Origin of the sequence: Erythrobacter sanguineus (assembly GCF_900143235.1) — a bacterium.
GTDB classification, from domain to species: Bacteria; Pseudomonadota; Alphaproteobacteria; order Sphingomonadales; family Sphingomonadaceae; genus Erythrobacter; species Erythrobacter sanguineus.
Map to the genome: position 1 here is coordinate 1 of NZ_FRDF01000005.1, position 21,233 is coordinate 21,233.

At 65.0% G+C, this 21,233-nt stretch carries 20 protein-coding genes and 1 pseudogene; 13 read left to right on the top strand and 8 right to left on the bottom strand.

Going from position 1 to position 21,233, the window contains the following annotated elements; all coding sequences use genetic code 11:
• Positions 1–232, bottom strand: a 232-nt coding sequence (locus BUA05_RS04760) for a helix-turn-helix domain-containing protein (RefSeq protein WP_245790100.1), incomplete at its 3' end; no start/stop codon positions are given.
• 116 nt (positions 233–348) lie between these two features.
• Here BUA05_RS04760 and BUA05_RS04765 point away from each other — a divergent pair.
• Positions 349–657: pseudogene (locus BUA05_RS04765) on the top strand (GNAT family acetyltransferase); the annotation flags it as partial.
• Between the two features lie 90 nt (positions 658–747).
• Here BUA05_RS04765 and moaB read toward each other — a convergent pair.
• The 3 genes from moaB to BUA05_RS04780 are packed head-to-tail and all read right to left on the bottom strand — an operon-like array spanning position 748 to position 3,861.
• Positions 748–1,278, bottom strand: coding sequence for a molybdenum cofactor biosynthesis protein B (gene moaB / locus BUA05_RS04770; RefSeq protein WP_072673535.1), 531 nt, complete (start codon positions 1,276–1,278; stop codon positions 748–750).
• 13 nt (positions 1,279–1,291) lie between these two features.
• On the bottom strand, positions 1,292–3,046 hold the full coding sequence (locus BUA05_RS04775) for a lytic transglycosylase domain-containing protein (RefSeq protein ID WP_072673536.1): 1,755 nt from the start codon (positions 3,044–3,046) through the stop codon (positions 1,292–1,294).
• Positions 3,046–3,861, bottom strand: a complete 816-nt coding sequence (locus tag BUA05_RS04780; RefSeq protein ID WP_072673537.1) for a uracil-DNA glycosylase family protein — start codon at positions 3,859–3,861, stop codon at positions 3,046–3,048. Before BUA05_RS04780 ends, BUA05_RS04775 begins: the two co-directional genes overlap by 1 nt.
• A 125-nt stretch (positions 3,862–3,986) precedes the next feature.
• Between BUA05_RS04780 and BUA05_RS04785 the strand changes: the two genes are divergently transcribed.
• The 7 genes from BUA05_RS04785 (at position 3,987) to BUA05_RS04815 (ending at position 12,227) form a co-directional block, all read left to right on the top strand.
• Positions 3,987–5,636, top strand: coding sequence for an electron transfer flavoprotein-ubiquinone oxidoreductase (locus BUA05_RS04785; protein WP_072673705.1), 1,650 nt, complete (start codon positions 3,987–3,989; stop codon positions 5,634–5,636).
• A 335-nt stretch (positions 5,637–5,971) separates the two neighbouring features.
• Positions 5,972–6,838 (top strand): 4-(cytidine 5'-diphospho)-2-C-methyl-D-erythritol kinase, encoded by an 867-nt coding sequence (locus tag BUA05_RS04790; protein ID WP_072673538.1) that lies wholly within the window; start codon positions 5,972–5,974, stop codon positions 6,836–6,838.
• Positions 6,835–7,551, top strand: coding sequence for an N-formylglutamate amidohydrolase (locus BUA05_RS04795; protein WP_084662490.1), 717 nt, complete (start codon positions 6,835–6,837; stop codon positions 7,549–7,551). The genes BUA05_RS04790 and BUA05_RS04795 overlap by 4 nt, the downstream gene beginning before the upstream one ends.
• Before the next feature lie 42 nt (positions 7,552–7,593).
• Positions 7,594–9,315, top strand: coding sequence for a dihydroxy-acid dehydratase (ilvD, locus tag BUA05_RS04800; protein WP_072673540.1), 1,722 nt, complete (start codon positions 7,594–7,596; stop codon positions 9,313–9,315).
• On the top strand, positions 9,296–9,646 hold the full coding sequence (locus BUA05_RS04805) for a hypothetical protein (protein WP_072673541.1): 351 nt from the start codon (positions 9,296–9,298) through the stop codon (positions 9,644–9,646). The genes ilvD and BUA05_RS04805 overlap by 20 nt, the downstream gene beginning before the upstream one ends.
• Positions 9,643–11,034 (top strand): bifunctional ADP-dependent NAD(P)H-hydrate dehydratase/NAD(P)H-hydrate epimerase, encoded by a 1,392-nt coding sequence (locus BUA05_RS04810; RefSeq protein ID WP_072673542.1) that lies wholly within the window; start codon positions 9,643–9,645, stop codon positions 11,032–11,034. The genes BUA05_RS04805 and BUA05_RS04810 overlap by 4 nt, the downstream gene beginning before the upstream one ends.
• 2 nt (positions 11,035–11,036) lie before the next feature.
• Positions 11,037–12,227, top strand: a complete 1,191-nt coding sequence (locus BUA05_RS04815) for a class I SAM-dependent RNA methyltransferase (RefSeq protein WP_072673706.1) — start codon at positions 11,037–11,039, stop codon at positions 12,225–12,227.
• Here the strand turns inward: BUA05_RS04815 and BUA05_RS04820 are convergent.
• The 4 genes from BUA05_RS04820 to BUA05_RS04835 all read right to left on the bottom strand — a co-directional run bounded on the left by BUA05_RS04820 (position 12,224) and on the right by BUA05_RS04835 (position 15,027).
• Positions 12,224–13,015, bottom strand: a complete 792-nt coding sequence (locus BUA05_RS04820) for a hydrolase 1, exosortase A system-associated (RefSeq protein ID WP_072673543.1) — start codon at positions 13,013–13,015, stop codon at positions 12,224–12,226. The two genes, BUA05_RS04815 and BUA05_RS04820, sit on opposite strands and share 4 nt — an antisense overlap.
• Complete coding sequence (locus tag BUA05_RS04825; RefSeq protein ID WP_342742087.1) at positions 13,012–13,698, bottom strand: alpha/beta hydrolase family protein; 687 nt, start codon at positions 13,696–13,698, stop codon at positions 13,012–13,014. Before BUA05_RS04825 ends, BUA05_RS04820 begins: the two co-directional genes overlap by 4 nt.
• A gap of 12 nt (positions 13,699–13,710) precedes the next feature.
• Positions 13,711–14,007, bottom strand: a complete 297-nt coding sequence (locus BUA05_RS04830; RefSeq protein WP_072673545.1) for an acyl carrier protein — start codon at positions 14,005–14,007, stop codon at positions 13,711–13,713.
• A gap of 81 nt (positions 14,008–14,088) precedes the next feature.
• A complete protein-coding gene (locus tag BUA05_RS04835; protein ID WP_072673546.1) occupies positions 14,089–15,027 on the bottom strand; it encodes a GNAT family N-acetyltransferase in 939 nt (312 codons plus the stop codon).
• 55 nt (positions 15,028–15,082) lie between these two features.
• On the opposite strand from BUA05_RS04835, the gene BUA05_RS04840 reads away from it, so the two are divergent.
• The 5 genes from BUA05_RS04840 (at position 15,083) to BUA05_RS04860 (ending at position 21,232) form a co-directional block, all read left to right on the top strand.
• Positions 15,083–16,630 carry an acyl-CoA ligase (AMP-forming), exosortase A system-associated gene (locus tag BUA05_RS04840; protein WP_084662477.1) on the top strand — a complete coding sequence of 516 codons (1,548 nt, stop codon included), beginning with the start codon at positions 15,083–15,085 and terminating at the stop codon, positions 16,628–16,630.
• Positions 16,627–17,853 (top strand): pyridoxal-dependent decarboxylase, exosortase A system-associated, encoded by a 1,227-nt coding sequence (locus BUA05_RS04845; RefSeq protein WP_072673547.1) that lies wholly within the window; start codon positions 16,627–16,629, stop codon positions 17,851–17,853. Before BUA05_RS04840 ends, BUA05_RS04845 begins: the two co-directional genes overlap by 4 nt.
• Before the next feature lie 206 nt (positions 17,854–18,059).
• Complete coding sequence (locus tag BUA05_RS04850; protein WP_072673548.1) at positions 18,060–18,701, top strand: XrtA/PEP-CTERM system exopolysaccharide export protein; 642 nt, start codon at positions 18,060–18,062, stop codon at positions 18,699–18,701.
• Between the two features lie 16 nt (positions 18,702–18,717).
• Positions 18,718–20,238 (top strand): XrtA system polysaccharide chain length determinant, encoded by a 1,521-nt coding sequence (locus BUA05_RS04855; RefSeq protein ID WP_072673549.1) that lies wholly within the window; start codon positions 18,718–18,720, stop codon positions 20,236–20,238.
• Between the two features lie 31 nt (positions 20,239–20,269).
• Entirely contained in the window at positions 20,270–21,232 is a 963-nt protein-coding gene (locus tag BUA05_RS04860; protein WP_072673550.1) for an AAA family ATPase, read from the top strand.
• The last annotated feature ends 1 nt before the right edge of the window (position 21,233 follow it).

A 21,233-nucleotide genomic window follows, 5' to 3' on the forward strand; every position in this document is an offset into this window, starting at 1 on the left:
CCTTGCCGTCCAGAAGTCCGTCGGGCCCGCGGGCATTGAACCGCAGCACCCAGTCGCGCACGATCTGCAGCCCCACACCGCCGATCCGCGCCGCCGCACTCCGACTGCCGCCGTCATAAATCTCGGCCAGGGCCAACAGCCTCCGCGCCTGGTTCGCGCTCCTCGTCATCCGCGACAATCGTCGCAGCGCAGCGCCGTCAAAATCTTCCCGCAAGCCAATCGCTTTTCCCATGGCGCCGATCTCCAATGTCACAGCGCCATTGAGTCAGATTTCCGCAGCCTTGGGAATCCCCGTGAGTCAGAAATTATGCAGGTTGGTATTAGAACAAGGCGGCGGTTGCGGTTCCAGCGAAGCTCAAGGTGCAGCCCGAACTGTTCATCGTGGCAGAAGAAGCTGGTGACGTCGTCGGGACGGTAATGGCAGGATATGACGGGCACAGAGGCTGGCTCTACACCGTGGCAGTAAAGCCCGAGCATCAACGAAAAGGCGTTGGCTCTGCATTGCTTCAGGAGGCGGAAGCTCGCCTTTCAAAAGCAGGCTGCACCAAGGCCAACTTACAGATCAGGGCTGGCAACGAGGCAGTCGCGGCGTTTTATCGGACGCACGGTTATGAGGTTGAAGATCGCATAAGCATGGGCAAGCGCTTCGACAGCTGACCACCCGATTCAGAACGTGACGGAAAATCTGCGGGCATTTTGCAAGCTGACGGCAAATCCCGACTGCTGCTTACTCATAACGAAGTGCAATCAGTGCTCCCTGAGCCGCGGCATCAGTTCCACAAAATTGCAGGGCCGGTTGCGGCTATCCAGCTGTTCGGCGAGGATACCGTCCCACCCGTCCTTCACCGCGCCGTTCGATCCGGGCAAGGCGAAGATATAGGTGCCGCGTGCCACCACCGCGCAGGCGCGTGATTGTACGGTGCTGGTGCCGATGCTCTGGAAGCTGAGCCAGCGGAACAGTTCGCCGAAACCGGGGATGTCGCGCGCGTCCGCGATCATTGTCAGCGCCTCGGGCGTGACATCGCGGCCCGTCAGGCCGGTTCCGCCGGTGCTGACCACCGCGTCGATCTGCGGGTCATCGATCCATGCTTCGAATTGCGCCGCGAGGAGTCTTGCATCGTCCTTGACGATGGTTCGCGCGGCGAGGTTGTGGCCCGCGCCCGTCACTCGTTGGCTGAGAATATCGCCCGAGGTATCATTCTGCGCTGTGCGCGTGTCCGAAACGGTCAGCACAGCGATATTGATCGGCTTGAATGCGCGGGTTTCGTCGATTGCCATTATGGCTCCAGCCCTAGGGTTCGAGCCGGGCCGAACGCATCGCCGCAGGGCGCGGAAATTCCGGCCAGCGGCCCTGCGCCAGCGCACGTCGGCTGGGTGATTCCGCCCCGGCTGTGCGTTCATACATCCAGTAATTGCGCATCACGATCGCAACATAGCCGCGCGTTTCCCAATAGGGGATCGATTCCATCCACAGCAGCGGATCGTTCTGATCGTTGATCTCGCTGTTCCAGCGCCCGACCGGAGTGATGCCGGCATTATAGGCGGCCATGATTTTGGGCAAGGCACCGCCGGTTGCCGGATGGTCGCGCAGCATCTCAAGATGGCGCTGGCCATAGGCGAGGTTGACCTGCGGATCATTGAGATCAGCATAACTCGCCCCGAGGCTCAGCCGACCGGAATGGTCGCGCGCGGTGTCGGGCATGATCTGCATCAGCCCCCGGGCATTGGCCGGACTGACAGCATTGGCGCGAAAGTTCGATTCCTGCAACGCGTGGGCAAAGGCCAGCGATGGGTCGACCTGCCACCCGCCGACCGGCTGCCAGCGCGCCACCGGAAAGCGCAAGGAAGGATCGCTGCGGGTGCCATAGGGCGCGTTGTGCGCCATCCACAACTGGGTTGCGGGCAGGCCGAGCTCGCGCGCGAGCCGGGCAAGCGCATCATACTGGCTCGCCGCGCCGATCCGCGCCTCGTGCCGCAGCACTTCATCGGCCAGCGCCGGACGGTTGATTTCCGTGAGTGCGACAGCCACGCGGATATTGCCGCGCTGCGAAAGCTGTTCCCAGTCCGCGTTTCCGAAGGCTGGGGGCGGGGCATGGCCGGGAAGTTCGATCCCCAGTTGATCGGCTGCAAGCATGCCATAGAGCGTCTCAGCCATCTTCGCTGCGGCAGAAAGGTGTGCCTGCGCTTGCCCCGGTTCGCGGCAGCGCACCAGCGAACGGTGCGCCCAGTAATGCCCGGCAGCGGCCAGTTCGACATTCGAAGCACGCGCAGCAGTGCGGGCAAAGGCTTCTCCGGCCAGCGAACAATAGCCCTGCCGCCACGCGGCCAACCCTTCGACCCAAGCGCCCTCTGCCACCCATTCGCCGGTGCCCTCGGCAACGGTGCGCGCCAGTTCCAGCGCGGCGTTGTCATTGTTCTCGATATAGTGGCTCCATGCCACCCGCTGGCGCCATTCGGCGCGGGCATCGCTGGAGAGGAACATGTCGGCTTCGGCCAGCAGACGCTGGGCTTCGACCGGATTGTCACCCTTGATCGCCGCGAGGATCGCCGAAGCGGTGGCGGCGGGCATGGTGCCGTCATTGACCGTGCGTGGCAGGATGCGCTTGGGCGCGGAAGGCTGGCGGGCAAAGCCCTGACCGGATGGCAGGGCGGGCAGATATTCGACCCCGCGCTTGGCCCCCATGCGCGCCAGCTGCTCGGTCTGCGGCAGATCGGCCCCGGTATTGAACCAGGCGGCGATCTGCTCGGCGGAAACCTTGGGGCTGTTGGCATGGGTGTAGTATTCCGCGCGCGCCATCTGGGTCAGCACGCCATCGGGCCGCGCGGCGAGCAGGTTTTCGACCACGCTCCACTGTTCGGCGTCGATCGCCGCAAACAATTGGCGGTAATGGTCATGCTCTTCGGCAGACAGCACTGCGGCGATGGTATTCTCGGTGCTGGCCTGCCCGTTCCAACGGGCGACAAGGTCTCCCGATTGCGCGGCGGCGGCAACCGGAAGTGTCAGCGCAACCAGCGCAGCGGTTGCCAGCGCTGTTCGCGCGGACATCAGTGAGAGGCCGACCATTCCATCCATCTCCGCCAGAACCGGGACTTGAGCCGGGGCATGTCCATCATTGCCTCAAGCGTCTCGCTCACCATGACCGGGACTGTACGCCCGTTATTGTTAATCCTGCGTAAACCCTCCTGCGTTGTCTCACCCAGCATTGGGCCAAGCGCGCTTCCCAGCACCAGCACCCTTTGCGGCGCGGCCAGAGTCACATGATGCGCGGTGACAGCATTCATCCCGCTTGCCGCCAGCGCGGCGATGTCGGCCATTGGCGTGTGGCATGGCAGAGCGGCAGCGCAATAGACCGCGTTCTCCTCCAGCCCCGCGGCGGCCAGGATATTGCCGAGCAGTCGCCCCTGCGGCCCGTCGAGCAGGCGTTCCCGGTCGCCTTCCTCGGGCTGGGGCACCAGCACCATCAACGCCGCGCCTGCTGGCCCGCGGGGGGCGATCCGCGGATGGAGCCGTGCCGTGTCCAGTCCCGGTGCGTGCATCCACCACTCACGGAAGGCGGCAAGATCGGTTGGCGGCGATTCGCCCATCAGATCGGGGCGCGGCGTCTGGGCGGGAGCCGGGGCCGGAGGCGGGGCCGGGGCATCGGCGCGCAACCGGGCTGGTTGGCCTGCCTCAGGCGCCTTTCCCGAGGCGGTAGGGCGCATCGGCGCAGGCTTGTCACCGGACAACGGGGCGCATGCCGGCGGCGCGTCGGCCAACCACGACGTAGCGTCATCGTGATAGTCGCAGTCCACCCCGGCCGCCCGCCACCAGGCAAGCGCGGCTTCAAATTCGCGGGCAAGAGAAAGGTCGGGCTGTGTCATCGGGAGGTCATGCTATCTAACGCAGGTCTTGACTGTCCGGGCCTCGCTTAGCAAGTGAGCGCCACAAGCAATTCGCCGGAATGTGCGCCGCACGCGTCCAAAGCAATAATGAACAGGAAAGCCCGATGATCGAACGTGAATCAATGCCCTGCGATGTCGTGGTCGTCGGCGGCGGTCCGGCGGGGCTGGCAGCGGCGATCAAGCTCAAGCAGATCAATGCCGATCTGGAAGTGATCGTATTGGAAAAAGGCTCGGAAATCGGCGCGCATATCCTGTCGGGTGCGGTGGTCGATCCCAAGGCTTTGGACGAGCTGCTGCCCGAGTGGCGCGAACAGGGCTGCCCGATGGCGGAAACCCCGGTGACCGATAACTGGCACTGGGTGCTGTCAAAGACGGGCAAGACCTCGCTGCCCCACGCCATCATGCCGCCGCTGATGGGCAATGACGGCTGCTACACCGGCTCGCTTGGCAACATGACCCGCTGGCTGGCGGAACAGGCCGAAGGGCTGGGCGTGATGGTGTTCCCCGGCTTCCCCGCCGCTGATGTCATCCTCGATGATGAAGGCCGCGTTGCGGGCGTCATCACCCAGGACATGGGCATTGCCGCCGATGGCAGCCACAAGGGCGATTACACCCCCGGCATGGAAATCCACGCCAAGTATACCGTGCTGGCCGAAGGCGCGCGCGGCAACCTGACCAAGCGGATGAAGGCGAAGTTCGACCTTGAGGCGAACTGCCAGCCGCAGGTTTATGGCCTCGGCATCAAGGAATTGTGGGACATTGATCCCAAAAAGCACAAGCCGGGCCGGGTGATCCACACCCAAGGCTGGCCGCTGACCGAAAGCGAAAGCTGGGGCGGGGGTTTCCTCTACCATCAGGCGAACGGTCAGGTGGCCTTGGGCTTTGTGACCGCGCTCGATTACAAGAACCCCTGGGTCTCGCCCTATCAGGAATTCCAGCGCTGGAAAAACCACCCCGCGATCCGCGACTATCTCGAAGGTGGCAAGCGCGTGTCTTATGGTGCGCGGGCGATCAATGAAGGCGGCTGGCAGTCCGTGCCCAAGCTTGCCTTCCCCGGCGGCGCGCTGATCGGCTGCGCGGCGGGCTTTGTGAATGTCCCCCGCATCAAGGGCAGCCACACCGCGATGAAAAGCGGCATGCTGGCGGCGGAAAGCATCGCGGCGGCGATTGCAGCTGGGCATGAAAAGACCGAGCTGATGGATTACGACACGGCGGTGCGTTCCAGCTGGATCGCGGACGAGCTTAAGAAGGTGCAGAACGCCCAGCCTGCGGTGGCCAAGTATGGCGGCGATATCGGCACGGTGCTGGCGGGAATCGACATGTGGATGCGTACATTGAAGATCGGGCTGCCGATTTCGATGAAGCATAAACCGGATTATAGTTACACCGGTCGCGCCGATCTTTACCCGAAGATCGACTATCCCAAGCCCGATGGCGTGATCACCTTCGATAAGCTGACCAACGTCGCCTACAGCTACACCAACCATGCCGAGGATCAGCCCGTGCACCTCCAGGTCGGTGACCGCGAATTGCAGCGGGCAAGCGAGCTTGAGGTCTATGGTGGGCCATCGGCGCGCTATTGCCCGGCGGGGGTCTATGAATGGCTGACCGATGAAAAGACCGGCGAGCCCAAGTTCCAGATCAATTCGCAAAACTGCGTCCACTGCAAGACCTGCGACATCAAGGACCCCAACCAGAACATCAACTGGGTGACGCCGGAAGGTGGCGGCGGGCCGAACTATCCGAATATGTGAGGCGGGGGATGGAGCGCTAAGGCTTGAGAGTTTTCGCCACACTTGTCGCTGCGACATTGATCCTTTCCGGATGCGACACTCCCGACAAGTTCGAAGAGCGCGAAGATCGTGTTCGATCCGCGCTTAAGAATAACGACAGAGGCCTTGGTTCAAAAGCTGTTTGGCTGGTAAAACAGTCTTCGCTTGCTCCTGACGATAGGACGGCAGTGTTTTTCGGGTATGGCGATAATCGCAAAGCTTGCGACGACTTCGTCGTGGCCTACAAACGGGCATACCCAGACGATGAGTATGTCTGTGATACGTTTGATTAGGCAGGGGCAAAGGCGTTAACTCCGTTGGATCTTGAAGAAACCGCCTACGCCAAGATCAACCTCGCGCTGCATGTCCGCAGGCGGCGGGAGGACGGGTATCACGAGCTTGAGACCCTGTTCGCCTTCGTCGATGCGGGCGACCGGCTGTGGGTGGAGCCTGCCGACACGCTGAGCCTCGAACTGACCGGGCCGTTTGGTGGCGATCTTCAGGCTGACGACGATAATCTGGTGCTCCGCGCTGCGCGGGCGCTGCACGATGCCTACGACCGGAGCGGGGCCGAATCCCGTGATTGGCAGGCACGGCTCGGCCTTCCCTATGGCGCCAGGATCACGCTCGAAAAGAACCTGCCGGTTGCCAGCGGGGTCGGTGGCGGATCGGCGGATGCGGCAGCGGCGATCCGGCTGCTGACCGACTTGTGGGACTTGCCTGACGATTACGGACGGCATCTCAGCATTGCGGCGGGTCTGGGAGCGGACGTGCCGGCCTGTATCGCCAGTCAGGTTTTGGTCGGGACCGGCACCGGCATGAATCTTGAGTTCGTCGATAATGACCTCGCCGGAACCCCCGTCCTGCTGGTCAACCCGCAGGTCCCGCTGTCGACCGGTCCGGTGTTCAAGGCATGGGATGGCGTTGATCGCGGCGCTTTGCCAGAAGGGCGTGCCAGCCTGATCGCGCGGGAAGGGCGCAACGACCTCGAAGGCCCTGCGATTTCGCTGTGCCCGGTGATTGCCGAGGTGCTCGCAGCCCTCAGCGGCACCGACCGGTGGCTCGCCCGCATGTCCGGCTCGGGCGCGACCTGCTTTGCGCTCTACGCCACGCCCGAGGCCCGCGACGCGGCGGCAGCGGCCATGCCGCGCGCATGGTGGACAATGGCAGGGCGGCTGCGGTGAACGAAGCTTTCCGCCAGTTTGGAATGCCCGCGCCGGGCGGGATTGTGCTCGTCGCTGACCATGCCTCGAACCACGTGCCGGATGATATCGACTTGAGGATTCGAGGGCGCCTGCTTGGCGTACACATTGCTGTCGATATCGGAACAGCTGAGATCGCTGAAATCCTCGCGCGCGATCATGCCATTCCGGCCCACATCGCCGCGGTCAGCCGGCTCGTGTGCGATTTCAACCGCGAGGAAACCGCCCCCGGCCTCGTCCCCGACATCAGCGACGGCCACCCGATCCCCGGCAATGTCGGCGCGGACCGGGAAGGGCGGCTCGGCCGCTTCCACCGTCCCTATCACGATGCGCTGGCCGAATGGCTGGCAGCCGCCGAACCGGCGTTGATCCTCTCGCTCCACAGCTTCACCGCGCGCCTTGCGACCAGCGATGCCGCGCGCCCGTGGCAGGTTGGGGTCCTCTACAATCAGGACGACCGCGCCGCCCGGATCGCCATTCCCATGCTCGAGGCCGAGGGGCTGAATGTGGGCGATAACCTCCCCTATTCGGGCCGCGATCTCAACTACACCATGAACCGCCATGCCGAAGCCTGCGGGCGCCCCTATTTCGGCATCGAGATCCGGCAGGATCTGGCGCAAACCCCGGAAGATCACACGCACTGGGCGGCATTATTGGCGGATATTGCGCAAAGGGTTGCGTCGGCGCTCGCCTGAAGGCAGGAGACATTTCGCAAAATCCGGTCAGCAGGAAATCTTATGTCGCAGAAGTTTGACAAGTCGAAACTCCCCAGCCGCCACGTCTCGGTCGGGCCGGAGCGCGCGCCGCACCGCTCGTACTACTACGCGATGGGCATGACCGAGGAAGAGATTGCCGCGCCCTTCGTCGGCGTGGTCAGCGCCGGGAACGACTCCGCGCCGTGTAACACGACCTTGAACGCGCAAGCCGATATCTGCCGCGAGGGCGTGATCGCGGGCGGCGGCACCCCGCGCCGGTTCAACACCATCACCGTAACAGATGGCATCGCGATGGGCCATCAGGGCATGAAAAGCTCGCTCATCAGCCGCGAGATCATCGCGGATTCGATCGAGGTTTCGGTCAGAGGCCACTGTTATGATGCGCTGGTCGGCTTTGCCGGCTGCGACAAGAGCCTGCCGGGCATGATGATGGCGATGCTGCGGCTGAACGTGCCGAGCATCTTCGTCTATGGCGGATCGATCCTGCCCGGCACCCACCGCGGCGCGGATGTGACCGTGGTCGATGTGTTCGAAGCGGTCGGGCAATTTGCGGCAGGAAACTGCCCGCTGACCGAGCTGATCGCGCTGGAAAAGGTCGCCTGCCCCGGTCACGGTGCCTGTGGCGGTCAATTCACCGCCAACACCATGGCCTGCGTCGGCGAGGCAATCGGATTGTCCTTGCCCAACAGCAATATGGCGCCCGCTCCTTACAGGTCGCGTGATGATATCGCCGTGGCGGCAGGCAAGCAGGTGATGGAACTGATCGCGCTGAACCTGCGCCCGCGCGATATCTGCACCCGCGAGGCTTTCATGAACGCCGCACGCGTCGTCGCCGCCACCGGCGGCTCGACCAACGCCGCGCTGCACCTGCCCGCCATGGCGAACGAGTGCGGCATCGAATTCGACCTGTTCGATGTTGCCGAGGTCTTCAAGACAACGCCTTATATCGCGGACTTGAAGCCCGGCGGGAAGTATGTCGCCAAGGACATGCACGAAGCAGGCGGGGTCTATATGGCGCTGCGCACGCTGCTGGATGGCGGGTTCATCGATCCCAATCCGATCACCGTCACCGGCAAGACGCTGGGCGAGAATATCGAGCAGATCACCTGGAACCCCGATCAGAAGGTGTTCTACGATGTGAAGACCCCGATCACCCCGACCGGCGGCGTGGTGGGCCTAAAAGGCTCGCTCGCGCCCGACGGAGCGATTGTGAAGGTCGCCGGGATGGCGCGGTTGCAATTTTCAGGCCCGGCGCGGGTGTTCGACTGCGAGGAAGACGCCTTCGCCGCAGTCGAACAGCGCGACATTGCCGAAGGCTGCGTGATCGTGATCCGCTACGAAGGCCCCAAGGGCGGCCCCGGCATGCGCGAGATGCTCTCGACCACCGCCGCGCTCTACGGGCAGGGCATGGGCGAAAAGGTCGCGCTAATCACCGACGGGCGCTTTTCGGGCGCAACCCGCGGCTTCTGCATCGGCCATGTCTGCCCCGAAGCGGCCGAATGCGGCCCGATTGCGCTGGTTGAGGATGGCGATATCATCAGCATCGATGCCGAGACGGGCACGATCGAACTGGACGTGGCCGAAGACGTGCTGGCAACACGGCGCAAGGCGTGGCAGCCGCGCACCAATGATTACCAATCCGGCGCTCTGTGGCGCTATCAACAGGTGGTGGGCCTTGCGCGTTATGGCGCTGTCACCCATCCCGGAGCGAAAGCGGAAACCCATGTCTTTGCGGACATCTAGTGCGTTTGCATCGCTTGCCCTGCTGGTGGCCTGTGGCGAGGAAAGCCCACCGCCGCCCGGAGACGAGGTTGACTGTGGCATCGGCGCCGGGGTGGATCTATCGCCGGTGTGCACGCTTGAACAGGTTGCTGGCTCGGATGAGGTGGTGCTCCATCACCCCGACGGCGGCTTCCGGCGCCTGACCCGCGATCCGGCCACCGGAACGCTTGTGCCGCTCGATGGGGCTGAACCGCTGGTGCCGCAGGCTGGCGAGGGAGAGATGCTGCAATTTGCGATTGGCGACGATCGCTACCGTATCCCGCAAGCTCTGCTGGCGCCGCCGGCGCGGTGAGCGCCGCCCAGGTCCTCACCGCGCAGCAGATGCGCGATGCCGAACAGGCGCTGTTCGATACGGGGGCCAGTGTTTCGGAGCTGATGGAAGTGGCCGCAGGCGGCGCAGCTGAATGGATCCGGCGTGTGACAGCCGGGCGCGACGTCACCGTGCTGTGCGGCCCCGGCAATAATGGCGGGGACGGCTATGTCATCGCCCGACGGTTGCGCGAGGCGGGCAACGCCGTGACGGTGATCGCGCCGGTCGAGCCTGCCACCGGTGCCGCAAAAGAGGCACGCCGCCGGTGGGACGCTCCGGTCGCCAGGGCTGCGGGCGGGGCGCGCGGTGAAGTTTTCGTCGATTGCCTGTTCGGATCGGGCCTCGCGCGTCCGCTGGTGGCCGAACACGCGTTGCTGCTGCGCGATCTGGCGGCGCGGTGCCGTTACAAGGTCGCGGTCGACGTGCCTTCGGGCATTGCCAGCGATAGCGGCGCGGCATTGAACGAACGCCTGCCGGTTTTTGATCTTACGCTGGCCTTGGGCGCATGGAAATTTGCGCATTGGAGCCTGCCGGGCCGTGCGCTGATGGGGCAGATGCGGTTGGTGCCGATCGGGATTGGCGCTGTCGAGGGCGCGGCGCGCTTGGTAACCCGCCCCCGGATTGCGCCGCCCGCTGCCGACAGCCACAAGTATCGCCGCGGGTTGCTGGGCATCATTGCCGGAGCAATGCCGGGAGCAAGTCTGCTCGCCGCCGCCGCCGCCCAGCGTGCAGGGGCGGGCTATGTCAAACTGCTCGCCCGCGAAGCCGATCCGCGCACGCCTGCTGATGTGGTGACCGATACTGCGCCGCTGGGAGAAGCGCTGGCGGATGAGCGCATCGCTGCGGTGCTGGTCGGCCCGGGGCTGGGTCGCGGCGGCGCAGGCAAGGCGATGCTGGGCGAAGCATTGCGGCAGGGACGCGCGCTGGTGCTGGACGCCGATGCGCTGGTGCTGCTCGCGCCCAACATGCTGGGCCGTGATCTGCCGCTGCTAGCGACCCCGCATGATGGCGAGCTTGAGGTCTTGTGCCGCAATTTCGGCGTGATTGCTGAAGGGCGGCGTGCGCGCGCTTTGGCGCTGGCTAAGCTCACGGGGATGGTTGTGCTCGCCAAGGGGCCGGACAGCGTGATCGCCGCGCCCGATGGTCGCCTTGTGCTCGGGCTGCCTGCAACAAGCTGGCTCTCGGTCGCAGGAACGGGCGATGTGCTGGCCGGGATCGCTGCAAGCCGGATGGCCTGCGGCAGCGATCCCTTCAGCGCCGCCTGCGAGGCATTGTGGCTTCATGGCGAGGCGGCACGGCGTGCGGGGCCTGCCTTGACCCCTTCTGCGCTTGCCGAGAAGGTGCCCGAGGCGCTAGCGGCCTGTCTGTGACCATCAGCGAACCCATCATACGCCTCGCCGCCAAGGGTGACGGGGTGAGCGCCTCTGGCCGCCATGTGTCCGGCGCGGTGCCGGGCGATGCGGTGGACGAGAGCGGAACGATCATGCCCGGGCCGCATCATATTGCGCCCGTCTGCCGTCACTTCGCCCGTTGCGGTGGGTGCCAGTTGCAGCATGCCGATGACACGGTGCTGGCCGATTTCGTCCGCGACCGGGTCGTGAACGCCGCGCGCGGGCAAGGGCTGGAGGCGGACGAAGTGCTCCCCGTCCACCTTTCCCCGCCGCATACGCGCCGCCGCGCCGGGCTGCACGGGTTGCGCACCGCCAAGGGCGCGGTGCTGGGTTATCGCGAGGGCGGATCGCACCGGGTGGTCGATCTCGCTGAATGTCCCGTGCTGCATCCGGCGATGGCGGCGTTGCTCGCGCCCTTGCGCCGATTCGTGGCGGCGCATGGCCCCAAGGGCATGGTGGGTGTCGATCTCACACTCGCCGATCAGGGGGTCGAGGCCAATCTCGCCAACTTCCCGCTCGAAGGTCTTGGGCCGACCGAGGCCGCGCTTGATTTCGCGCGCAGCCATGCGCTCGCGCGGCTGACTATCGATCAGGGATATGGCCCGGAAACCCTGTGGGAACCTGAACCGGTGACGGTCACGCTTTCTGGCGTTCCGGTCAGCTTGCCGCCGGGATCATTCCTGCAAGCGACGCGGGATGCCGAGGCGCGCATGGCGGCCGACGCCGCCGCATGGCTCGGCGATGCGCGGATGATGGCCGATCTGTTTGCTGGGCTTGGCACCTTCGCCTTTGCGCTTCGTCAGGGCCGCAAGGTGCTGGCGGTCGAGGCTGAACGGGCCGCGCATCTCGCCTGCAAGGTGGCCGGGGCGCAGTCAGGCGAGAGCGTGCTGTCGCTGCACCGCGACCTGTTCAGAAACCCGCTTCAGCTGGCTGAGCTCAACCGCTTGGATGCCGTCCTGCTCGATCCGCCCCGCGCTGGCGCACGCGCGCAGGTGGCCGAGATTGCGGCGAGCACGCTCACCCGGGTCCTCTATGTCAGCTGCAACCCGTCAAGCTGGGCGCGCGATGCAGCGATGTTGGCGCAAGCGGGGTTTCGCCTGACGAAATTGCGCCCCGTCGGCCAGTTCCGCTGGTCGACCCATGTTGAACTGGTGAGCCTGTTCGAGCGTTAGGCTCTGAGCGCGGAGAGGATCTGCGCTTCGAGCCAGTCACGGTGCTGCGGCTCGACATAGGCATGGCCTGCGCCTTCGCAGCGGCGGATGCGTGGATCGTTCCTGTCCCACGCGGCCTCGAACATCTGGGCGGTGCGATCGGCCGTCGCAAGCAGGATGCGCACCTCGCCGGCAAAGCCTGCGATTCCGTCGCGCATCTCACCTGCAAGGTTGGAGGGTGCAGGCACCGGGCCGACCGAGCGCGCCAGGCCGCGTGCCAGTTTGCGCAGATCGACCCCGCCGCTCAGCAGACGGGCAACATCGCGCGAGTTGGTGAGTTTTTCGAGGTAGCGCGCACGGATCGCGGCCCGGGGCGGGGTTGTATTGGGATCATCGCCGCCCGGTTCGTGTTCGATCGTCCAAGGGTTTGACAACACCAGTCCGGCCATTCCCGCGCCGCCTGCCAGCATCAGCGCCGATGCGGCATCGCAATTGCCGAAGGCAACGACCCGCGAAACTTGCGGGGCGATTGCGCGAAAGGCTTCGAGCGCGGCACCGATATCTCTGGCAGAGTGGCGGAATCCGCGGTTTTCGCCTTCGCTGTCACCCACCCCGCGCCTATCAAAGCGGAACACCGGAAAGCCAGCGCGGGCGATGCGGGCGGCAAGCTGTGCCTGTCCGGCAAAGGGCCCGGCGCGAATTTCGTTGCCGCCGCTGACGATCAGCAGCCCGGTGGTGCCGGGCGCGGTGTCAAGCGTTGCGGCAAGGTGCAAGGTTCCGCAGCCGAAGGAAAGTGGCAGCCGGCTCATGCACTTGTCCCGGAAAGATCATCGCTGATGATAGCGGTGAGCGCATCGACTTGCTTCGCATCCTCGTCCGGCTCGGCGCGCAGCCACATTCCCGGCCCGCCGACCTGGCTTTGTGCGATGTCGCTGTGCCCCTGGGCCCGCACCGGTTCGGCGGTTTCAAGGTCGCGGATCATCGCCGCGCCAAGCTGCCATCCGCCCAGCACCAGTCCTTCGGATCGGCCCAGCGCCATCAGCGTATCGGCCTGTTCTTCCAGCCCTGCCTCGCGCGCGGCGATGGTGCGGGCGCGGATCATGCCGCGCAGCAACTTGGGCCCGGACTGGGCGGCATAGTGCCACCCGGGCAGGTGTGCAGGTACCAGCAGCGCTCCGGCGCGGATCGCCAGCACGTTGGTCGCGCCAAATTTATGCGCGGCGGCCTCCATGCCTGCGCGCCAGCCGGGCAGTGTCTGCAAAGCGGCGGGCGCGAGGCTGTCATTGCAGCCGGGCAGGTCAGGCAGGAAGCTGTCGATCCCGGCATTATCCAGCCGCCGCATCACCTCGACCGTGAAGCGTCGCAGCTTGTTGGCCTCGTCAAACCATGCCGGGCATACCAGCAGGCGTCTTGTCCGCCCGCGATCGAAGGCGACCAGCAGTTCCTCGGTGGTTGTGCCTTCCGGGCCCATGATGTTCCACGTGGAAATCACGCTAAACAGGATCTAGCGGTCGGCAAGCTTGGCCTTGGCGAAGGCAAACAGGCCGCCATAGGTTTCCAGCATCTCGCCCGACACATCGTCATCCTCGATCACGATGCCGAGGCGGTCTTCCATTTCGGTGAGCAGGCCCGCGACTGCCATCGAATCCAGTTCGGGCAGGTGGCCGAACAGGCCCGAATCCGGCCCGAAGGTGGCGGCCTGCGCCGGATCAAGTCCCAGCACATCGGCGATCAAGCCTTTCAGTTCAGAATCGAGCACGGTCGCACCGGCTTCGTTCTGGATGGTCGGAATGGTGTTCATCGGCTCGCCCAAATCCCTGTCATCGGCGCTTGGCCGCGGGGCTTAGCCATGCCCGCCCGCAGGCGCAAGTATTCCGGCCGGTCACGCACTTGACGAAAGCAGCACTCGCTTGGCGAGCGGCGGCCATGCGCGCGGCTGTGCCGGGTCAAGACAATCGATGCAGAAACGCGGGCGCACGTCTTCCATCCAGTCGGCCTTGTAGCTCTGATCGCCAGTGCCGAAGTCGATCAGATCGACCTTGTCGATATCGATCACATGCTGAAACAGCGCCGCGCTCAGCGTGGTCCCCGCGGATAATGCCGTGTGACTTTCGAGATGGGCGAGCTTGTGGATATAGGCGATCGCGTTTTCGACGGTCCAGCACTGCGCTGCGATCGTCGCGCCATCGGCCCGCGCCACGCCGAGCCGCAGCCGCCCCGCTTCGCCTTCGCGACGCGCAAAAGCACGCAGCATGGCGGGCTGGTCTTCCGCCGGTTTCCAGCTGGCGGCGTAGATCGCTTCGTATTCCGCCCAGACCTGCGGGTCGAATCGGGTCAGCACCTGCGTCTCGACCTTTTTCGCCTTGCGTCTGAGGGTGGTGCGCAATTGTCCGGGGCGGTCTTCCCAGTATTCGGCAAAGCTGCGTCCGCGTACGGGCAGGACATGGTTCGTGTCGCACGGCTCGACGAGCACGCGCCAGCCCGCAGCGCGGAACGCCTGAGCGAGGCGCTGGGCCGAGCCATCCTCCCCCGGCACGGGTTCGAGTGTCACGCGATGCCCGCGGGTCTTCAATTGCCGGGCAATTGCCTCAAGCAACCGGTCGCCCGCCGGGCCTTCCGGGGCCAGCTGGCGCCAGGTGAAGCTGTACCAGTTACGCAAGGGCGAAACGTGTCCGCCATCTTCGGTCAGCGCCAGTGCGGCCGCATGATCGGCATCCCTTGCGATCGCGATCAGCGGGGTCAGTCCGGTCTCGGCAAGCAGCGCATACCACTCGGCCCGATCGAACGGCGCGCCTGCCGCATTTGCAGACAGTGCTTGCAAGACGTTAACGCTATCGTGATACCGCGCCTCGATCACTGAAAGACTGCTCCCATTGATGCCGCAACCGTCCGAACCTGCCCCGCGCCCGCTTGATCACCTTGCCGAACTGGCGGGTGCTGCGGGTCATGGGGAAGGGCCTGCATTGGTGCTTCGCGAGGGCACGCTTAACCACAATCAGTTAAGACAGCGTGTTGCTCGCCTTGCCGGATGGCTGGCGCGGATGGTGCCGCAACCCGGCGCGCGGGTGGCAAGCTGGGCGGCCAAGGGCGAAGTGACCTGCCTGCTGCCACTGGCGGCTGCGCGGGCCGGGCTGGTGCACGTGCCGGTCAACCCGCTGCTGAAACGCGCGCAGGTCGCGCATATTCTGGGTGATAGCGGAGCGCGCTTGCTGATCGGCACCGGATCGCGGCTTGCCAGCCTTGAACCGGGCGATCTGCCGCCTGGCTGCGCAGCAATGGGCGAGAACGAGGCGTTGGCTAGCGCGGAGGCCGCAGGCCGCGAGCTTGGCCCGTCGCAAGCCGATCCGGCGGATGTGGCGGCAATCCTCTACACGTCCGGTTCGACCGGGCGGCCCAAGGGGGTGATGCTGAGCCACGCCAACATGTGGCTCGGCGCGGTCAGCGTGGCGCATTATCTGGGGCTGGCACGCGATGATGTGACGCTGGCGGTGTTGCCGCTGTCGTTCGATTACGGACAGAGCCAGCTGTTTTCGACCTGGTATGCGGGGGGCTGCGTGGTGCCGCTCGATTTCCTTTTTCCCAAGGATGTGGCGAAGGCCTGCGCGAAACATCAGGTAACCACGCTCGCCGCGGTGCCGCCCTTGTGGGTGCAGTTGACCGAGATTGACTGGCCAGAGGAGACGCGTGCGCCCTTGCGGCGGCTGACCAACAGCGGCGGTGCGTTGACGCTTGATCTGGTCAAGGCCTTGCGCGGGCTGTTCCCGCAGGCAAACCTGTTCCCGATGTATGGGCTGACTGAAGCGTTCCGTTCCACCTTTCTCGATCCGGCGCTGGTGGATTCGCATCCGACCTCAATGGGTAAGGCGATACCCTTTGCAGAGATTCTGGTTATCAATGATGCTGGTCAGGTGGCCGCTGACAATGAGGAAGGCGAGCTGGTGCATTGCGGGCCGCTGGTGGCGCAGGGGTACTGGCAGGATGCCGCGCGTACCGCGGAACGCTTCAGGCCTGCGCCCGCTGCCTCTGCCTATGGCGGCACGGCGGTGTGGTCGGGCGACCGGGTGCGCCGTGATGCAGACGGCTTGCTTTATTTCGCCGGGCGGCGCGATGCGATGATCAAGAGCGCGGGCAATCGCATCAGCCCGCAGGAGATCGAGGAGGCCGCGCTGGGAACGGGCCTTGTCGCCGAGGCTGTAGCGCTGGGCGTGTCCGACGCCCGGCTCGGGCAGGCGGTGCATCTGGTCGTGCGCGGGAGCGATGATACGACCGCCCAGGCGGAGCTTCCCAAACGGCTCCAGCGCGAATTGCCCAATTTCATGCAGCCGCAGCATATCCATTGGCGCGAGGCCATGCCGCTCAATCCCAATGGCAAGATTGATCGCACCGCCTTACAGAATGAACTTGGACAGGAATTTGCCCCATGAAGCCCGTCGGCCCGATTCCCGCAGGTTATGAGGCGATCGGCGGCGAACTCGCCATCGGCGGAAAGCGTGCAAGCGCGCTGGTGGCCGAGGCCGGGCGCACCCCGCTGTTCGTCTACTCGCGGGCGCACCTTGATGCACGGGTTGCGCAATTGCGCACAGCGCTGCCCAAGCGGGTGGGTATCAATTACGCGGTCAAGGCCAACCCGCATCTGGGCGTGATCGGCCATATGGCGCCGCTGGTGGACGGGTTCGACATCGCCTCATCGGGCGAGCTGGGCCTGTGCGTCGCGGTCGGGATTGATCCGGCGCGCATCAGCTTTGCCGGGCCGGGCAAGCGCGATGATGAACTGGAGGCCGCGATTGCGACCGGGGTGACGCTCAATTGCGAATCCGCAGGCGAGGCGGCCCGCGCGCTTGCCATCGGTCAGCGTATCGGCAAGGCGCCGCGCATCGCCATCCGGGTCAATCCAAGCTTCGAGCTCAAGGGTTCGGGCATGAAGATGGGCGGGGGTGCCAAGCCCTTCGGGGTCGATGCCGACAAGGTGCCCGACCTCGCGCGGCACGTGATCGCCGAAGGGTCCGAATGGCGGGGCCTCCATATCTTCACCGGCAGCCAGGCGTTGAGCGCGGACGCGATCATCGAAGCGCAAGCCAACGTGCTGGAACTGGCCGCGAATATCACCGAGGATATCGGCCATGGCTGCCCCAAGCTCAATATGGGCGGGGGCTTCGGCATTCCCTATTTTCCGGGCGATGCACCGGTCGATCTGGCGCGTGTCGGCGCGGCGCTGGGCAAGCGGGTGGCGAACTTGCCACAGGCGCTGGCGGATAGTGAGCTATGCGTCGAACTCGGACGCTACCTGGTCGGAGAGGCGGGGGTCTATCTCACCCGGGTGATCGACCGCAAGGAAAGCCACGGCACAATCTATCTCGTGACCGACGGGGGCCTGCATCACCAGCTGGCGGCCTCGGGTAATTTCGGCACGGTGGTGCGGCGCAATTATCCATCTGCAATTGCAAGCCATTACGGTGCGGAGCCGACAGAGGAAGTGAACATTGTTGGCTGCCTTTGCACCCCGCTTGACCGGCTCGCCGATGCCGCCGCCATGCCGCGCGCCGAGGTTGGCGATCTGGTCGCGGTGTTCTGCGCCGGAGCTTACGGAGCAAGCGCCAGCCCTTCGGCCTTTCTCGGCCACGGGCCTGCGGCGGAAATCCTCGTCTGACCGGCGCGGCCCAGCGTCGGCGTTAACGCGCGCAAGCCCGCTGTCCCGATCCGGGATGGGGGAGGATTTGCCGCTGTATAACTAACAATATGTTCACCATTTCCGGCGAGAAGAGCCCGACGTTCCAAAGGTAACGGACGGCAGGTCGCTCCTGCTGTGTGTCCTTGCCTTTCTGCAACGCAATATTGGCCAAGGATTCTCGTCAAATGCCTCAATCGCTGTTTCTCGTCCGCATCGCCGCACTGGCTCTCGCGCCGCTGGTGGTCGCCGGTTGTGCAGGTAGTGGCAAGGAGCTCCCCCCGGCGAACTATGGCAACACGCCGATCGCGCCGAGCGAGGAATATACCATCGGCCCGCTTGACGAGATCACGATTCACGTGTGGCGCAATCCTGAACTCAGCGCCGACAAGGTGCGCGTGCGCCCCGATGGGCGGCTGACCATCCCGTTGGTGCAGGACATCCCGGCCGTGGGCAAGAGCGCGACGGAATTGCAGGATTACATCGCTGGCGAACTGGCGAAATATATCGAGCAACCGATCGTCTCGGTCATCGTCAACACGCCCGAGGGCAATTTCACCCAGCAGGTGCGGATCATCGGCGCTACGCCGCAGCCCGCCTCGCTGTCGTTCCGCGCCAACATGACGGTGCTTGACGCGATGATCGCGGTTGGCGGGCTTAACGAATTCGCCGCGGGCAACCGCGCCAAGTTGATCCGGCAGGACCGGGAGAGCGGCAAGCAGATGGAATACCGCGTGCGCCTTTCGGACCTGATCCGGCGCGGCGATGCGAGCGCCAATGTCATGCTGATGCCGGGTGATACGATCATCATCCCGGAAAGCCGGTTCTGACGGGGCGGCTGCGCGGATGAGCGATATTTTTGAAGAACTGCGCGCCGCGCTGTGGTCGGTCTGGCACCGGCGCTGGCTGGCGATTGCGATTGCCTGGGGCGTGTGCCTTGCAGGCTGGCTGGTGATCGCGATGATCCCCAATTCCTATGAATCCAAGGCACGGGTCTATGTCGACGTCGAAGATGTGCTTTCCAAACAGCTCGGCATTGCGGGGGATGGCAAGGAAGAGATCATGCGCGTGCGTCAGACCCTGTCGAGCGCCAAGAATCTCGAAAAGGTGATTACCGCCACCCGCCTCGGTGAAGGGATTACCGGTCGCGGTGCGCTTGACGGGGCGGTTTCCGAACTGGAAAAGAACGTCAAGGTGTCCAGCGAACAGGATAATCTGTTCGAAATCACCGCGGCAATCGGCCGCAGCGAATTGTCCGAGGCCGAAAACGCTGTGCTCGCGCGCGACGTGGTGCAGAAGCTGCTCGATATCCTGCGCGAAGAGCATGTTGCGGGCAACCGCGCCGGGATCAGTCAGGCTATCGCCGATCTCGAACGCCAGCTCGAAGGGCGCAAGCGCGAGCTTGAGCAGGCAGAACAGCGCCGCCTTGCCTTTGAGGCCGAATATCCCGATCTTGCCGTCGGTTCTGCCAGCTTGTCGAGCAAGGTGCAGCAGGCACGCGCCGATTTGCGCGCCGTGGATGCTGATCTTGCCGCGGCCGAAAGCGCGCTGGCGGCGATTTCCGGACAGCTTGCCAACACCCCGCGCACCATTATCGGCGGACGCGAAGCAACCGGCCCGCGTGCCGCGCTGATGCAGGCACAGACCCAGTTGGCCGAGCTGCGCGCCCGCGGGTTGACCGATAGCCACCCCGATGTCGTCTCGACCACGAGGCAGGTGCAGCTTCTTTCCAAGCAGGCGGCCGCCGCAGGAGAGGATGCGGGCGGGACGCCCAATCCGGCTTTTTCTTCATTGCTGGCGATCCGCACCGACCGACAGGCGACGGTCGAGGCGCTGCAGGCCCGCCGCGCCGCGTTGCAGAGCGATTTTGCCGGACTGATGGCGAGCCAGGCTTCCGAACCGCAAGTGGCCGCCGAGGCGAACCGCATCAGCCGCGATTATGACGTGCTGCGGGAAAATTATGAAAAGCTGCTGCAGGATCGCGAAGCGCTGCGCACCCGCGGGCAGGTAGAGGACAAGGCCAGCCAGTTCCGTTTCGACGTGATCCAGGAGCCCACCGTCCCGCAGAATCCTGCCGCACCCAATCGTCCGTTGCTGCTGCTGGGCGTGCTGATCGTCGGCTTTGGCGCAGGCGCCGCGGTGGCCTGGGCGCTGGGCCAGCTCAAATCCAGCTTCGCCACGCCGCAAAAGCTTGAACGCGCTTTTGACCTGCCCGTGATCGGCGCAATCTCGCTCACCATTTCCGATGCCGCGCGGGCGGTTGAGAAGAAGCGGCTCAAGCAGTTTGCCGGAGCCTGCGCCGGATTGGTGGGCATGTTCGTGATCCTTGTCGCCATCGAGATCGTCTCGATCGGGGCGATTGCGTGAGGCCGGGCCAGATGAGGACAGGAAATCCGCGATGACCGATCAAGCCAGGATCAACCGCGAGGGCGCACGGCCCGCATCGCTGTTCGAGCGCGCCGACGCCGCCTTCGGGATCGGCGCGGTGCGTGCGCCCGCGTTGCCGCCGGTTCCCCCTGTGTCCGAGCCGGTGCGCCGCGTGGTTGCGTCTGCGCCGCCGCAATCCGCTGCTCCGAACGGTACGACGCCGCCGCAAGCCGCGCCTCAGCCTGAATTGCCGCGCCCTGTCGCCTTCTGCGGCCCCTTTGCCGCCATTGATCGCGACCATCTGCGTGATAGCGGGTTGACCGTGCCGGAAGACCCGGTCACCGGCCTTCTGGAAGAATTCCGCATCGTCAAGCGCGAACTGCTCGCCGATGCCCGCGCCGAAGATACGCCGCTGGCTCGCCGGATTCTCGTGTGCTCGCCCCACCCGGGCGAGGGCAAGACCTATTGCGCCACCAACCTCGCCATCGCGCTCGCCGCCGAGCGTGGCCTTGAGGTGCTGCTGGTCGATGCCGACGTGGTCAAGCCGACCGTTGCCCGGCGGCTCGGGATTGCAGCCGAACAGGGGTTGATGGATGCGCTCGCGGATCCCGCCCTGAATGTCGAAAGTCTGGTGATCCGGACCGATATCGAGGGCCTGTTCGTGCTTCCTGCCGGCACCGCCAGTACGCTTGATGCCGAATATCTCGCAAGCGCGCGCACCGGCGACGTGCTCGATCGGCTGACCCGCGGGGCACCGAACCGTATTCTCATTTTTGACACCCCGCCCGCGCTTGCCGCTTCGCCTGCCGCCGAACTTGCCGCCCATGTCGGTCAGGCACTGCTGGTGGTTCGCGCCGACGAGACCGCCCGGGCGGCGCTGGAGGACGCACAGCAGCTGCTGTCGGCCTGCCTCGATATCAAGCTGCTTCTCAACGCCTCGCGCTACAGCCCCTCGGGCCGGCGCTTCGGCACTTATGGCGCCAAGGGGATATGAC

Coding starts and splice junctions, on each gene's coding strand:
- BUA05_RS04780 (WP_072673537.1), bottom strand. CDS start 3,861: ATGACACAGCCCGACCTTTCTCTTGCCCGCGAATTTGAAGCCGCGCTT.
- BUA05_RS04830 (WP_072673545.1), bottom strand. CDS start 14,007: ATGAACACCATTCCGACCATCCAGAACGAAGCCGGTGCGACCGTGCTC.
- BUA05_RS04775 (WP_072673536.1), bottom strand. CDS start 3,046: ATGTCCGCGCGAACAGCGCTGGCAACCGCTGCGCTGGTTGCGCTGACA.
- BUA05_RS04820 (WP_072673543.1), bottom strand. CDS start 13,015: ATGAGCCGGCTGCCACTTTCCTTCGGCTGCGGAACCTTGCACCTTGCC.
- BUA05_RS04855 (WP_072673549.1), top strand. CDS start 18,718: ATGAGCGATATTTTTGAAGAACTGCGCGCCGCGCTGTGGTCGGTCTGG.
- ilvD (WP_072673540.1), top strand. CDS start 7,594: ATGTCGCAGAAGTTTGACAAGTCGAAACTCCCCAGCCGCCACGTCTCG.
- BUA05_RS04845 (WP_072673547.1), top strand. CDS start 16,627: ATGAAGCCCGTCGGCCCGATTCCCGCAGGTTATGAGGCGATCGGCGGC.
- moaB (WP_072673535.1), bottom strand. CDS start 1,278: ATGGCAATCGACGAAACCCGCGCATTCAAGCCGATCAATATCGCTGTG.
- BUA05_RS04785 (WP_072673705.1), top strand. CDS start 3,987: ATGATCGAACGTGAATCAATGCCCTGCGATGTCGTGGTCGTCGGCGGC.
- BUA05_RS04860 (WP_072673550.1), top strand. CDS start 20,270: ATGACCGATCAAGCCAGGATCAACCGCGAGGGCGCACGGCCCGCATCG.
- BUA05_RS04850 (WP_072673548.1), top strand. CDS start 18,060: ATGCCTCAATCGCTGTTTCTCGTCCGCATCGCCGCACTGGCTCTCGCG.
- BUA05_RS04840 (WP_084662477.1), top strand. CDS start 15,083: ATGCCGCAACCGTCCGAACCTGCCCCGCGCCCGCTTGATCACCTTGCC.
- BUA05_RS04805 (WP_072673541.1), top strand. CDS start 9,296: ATGTCTTTGCGGACATCTAGTGCGTTTGCATCGCTTGCCCTGCTGGTG.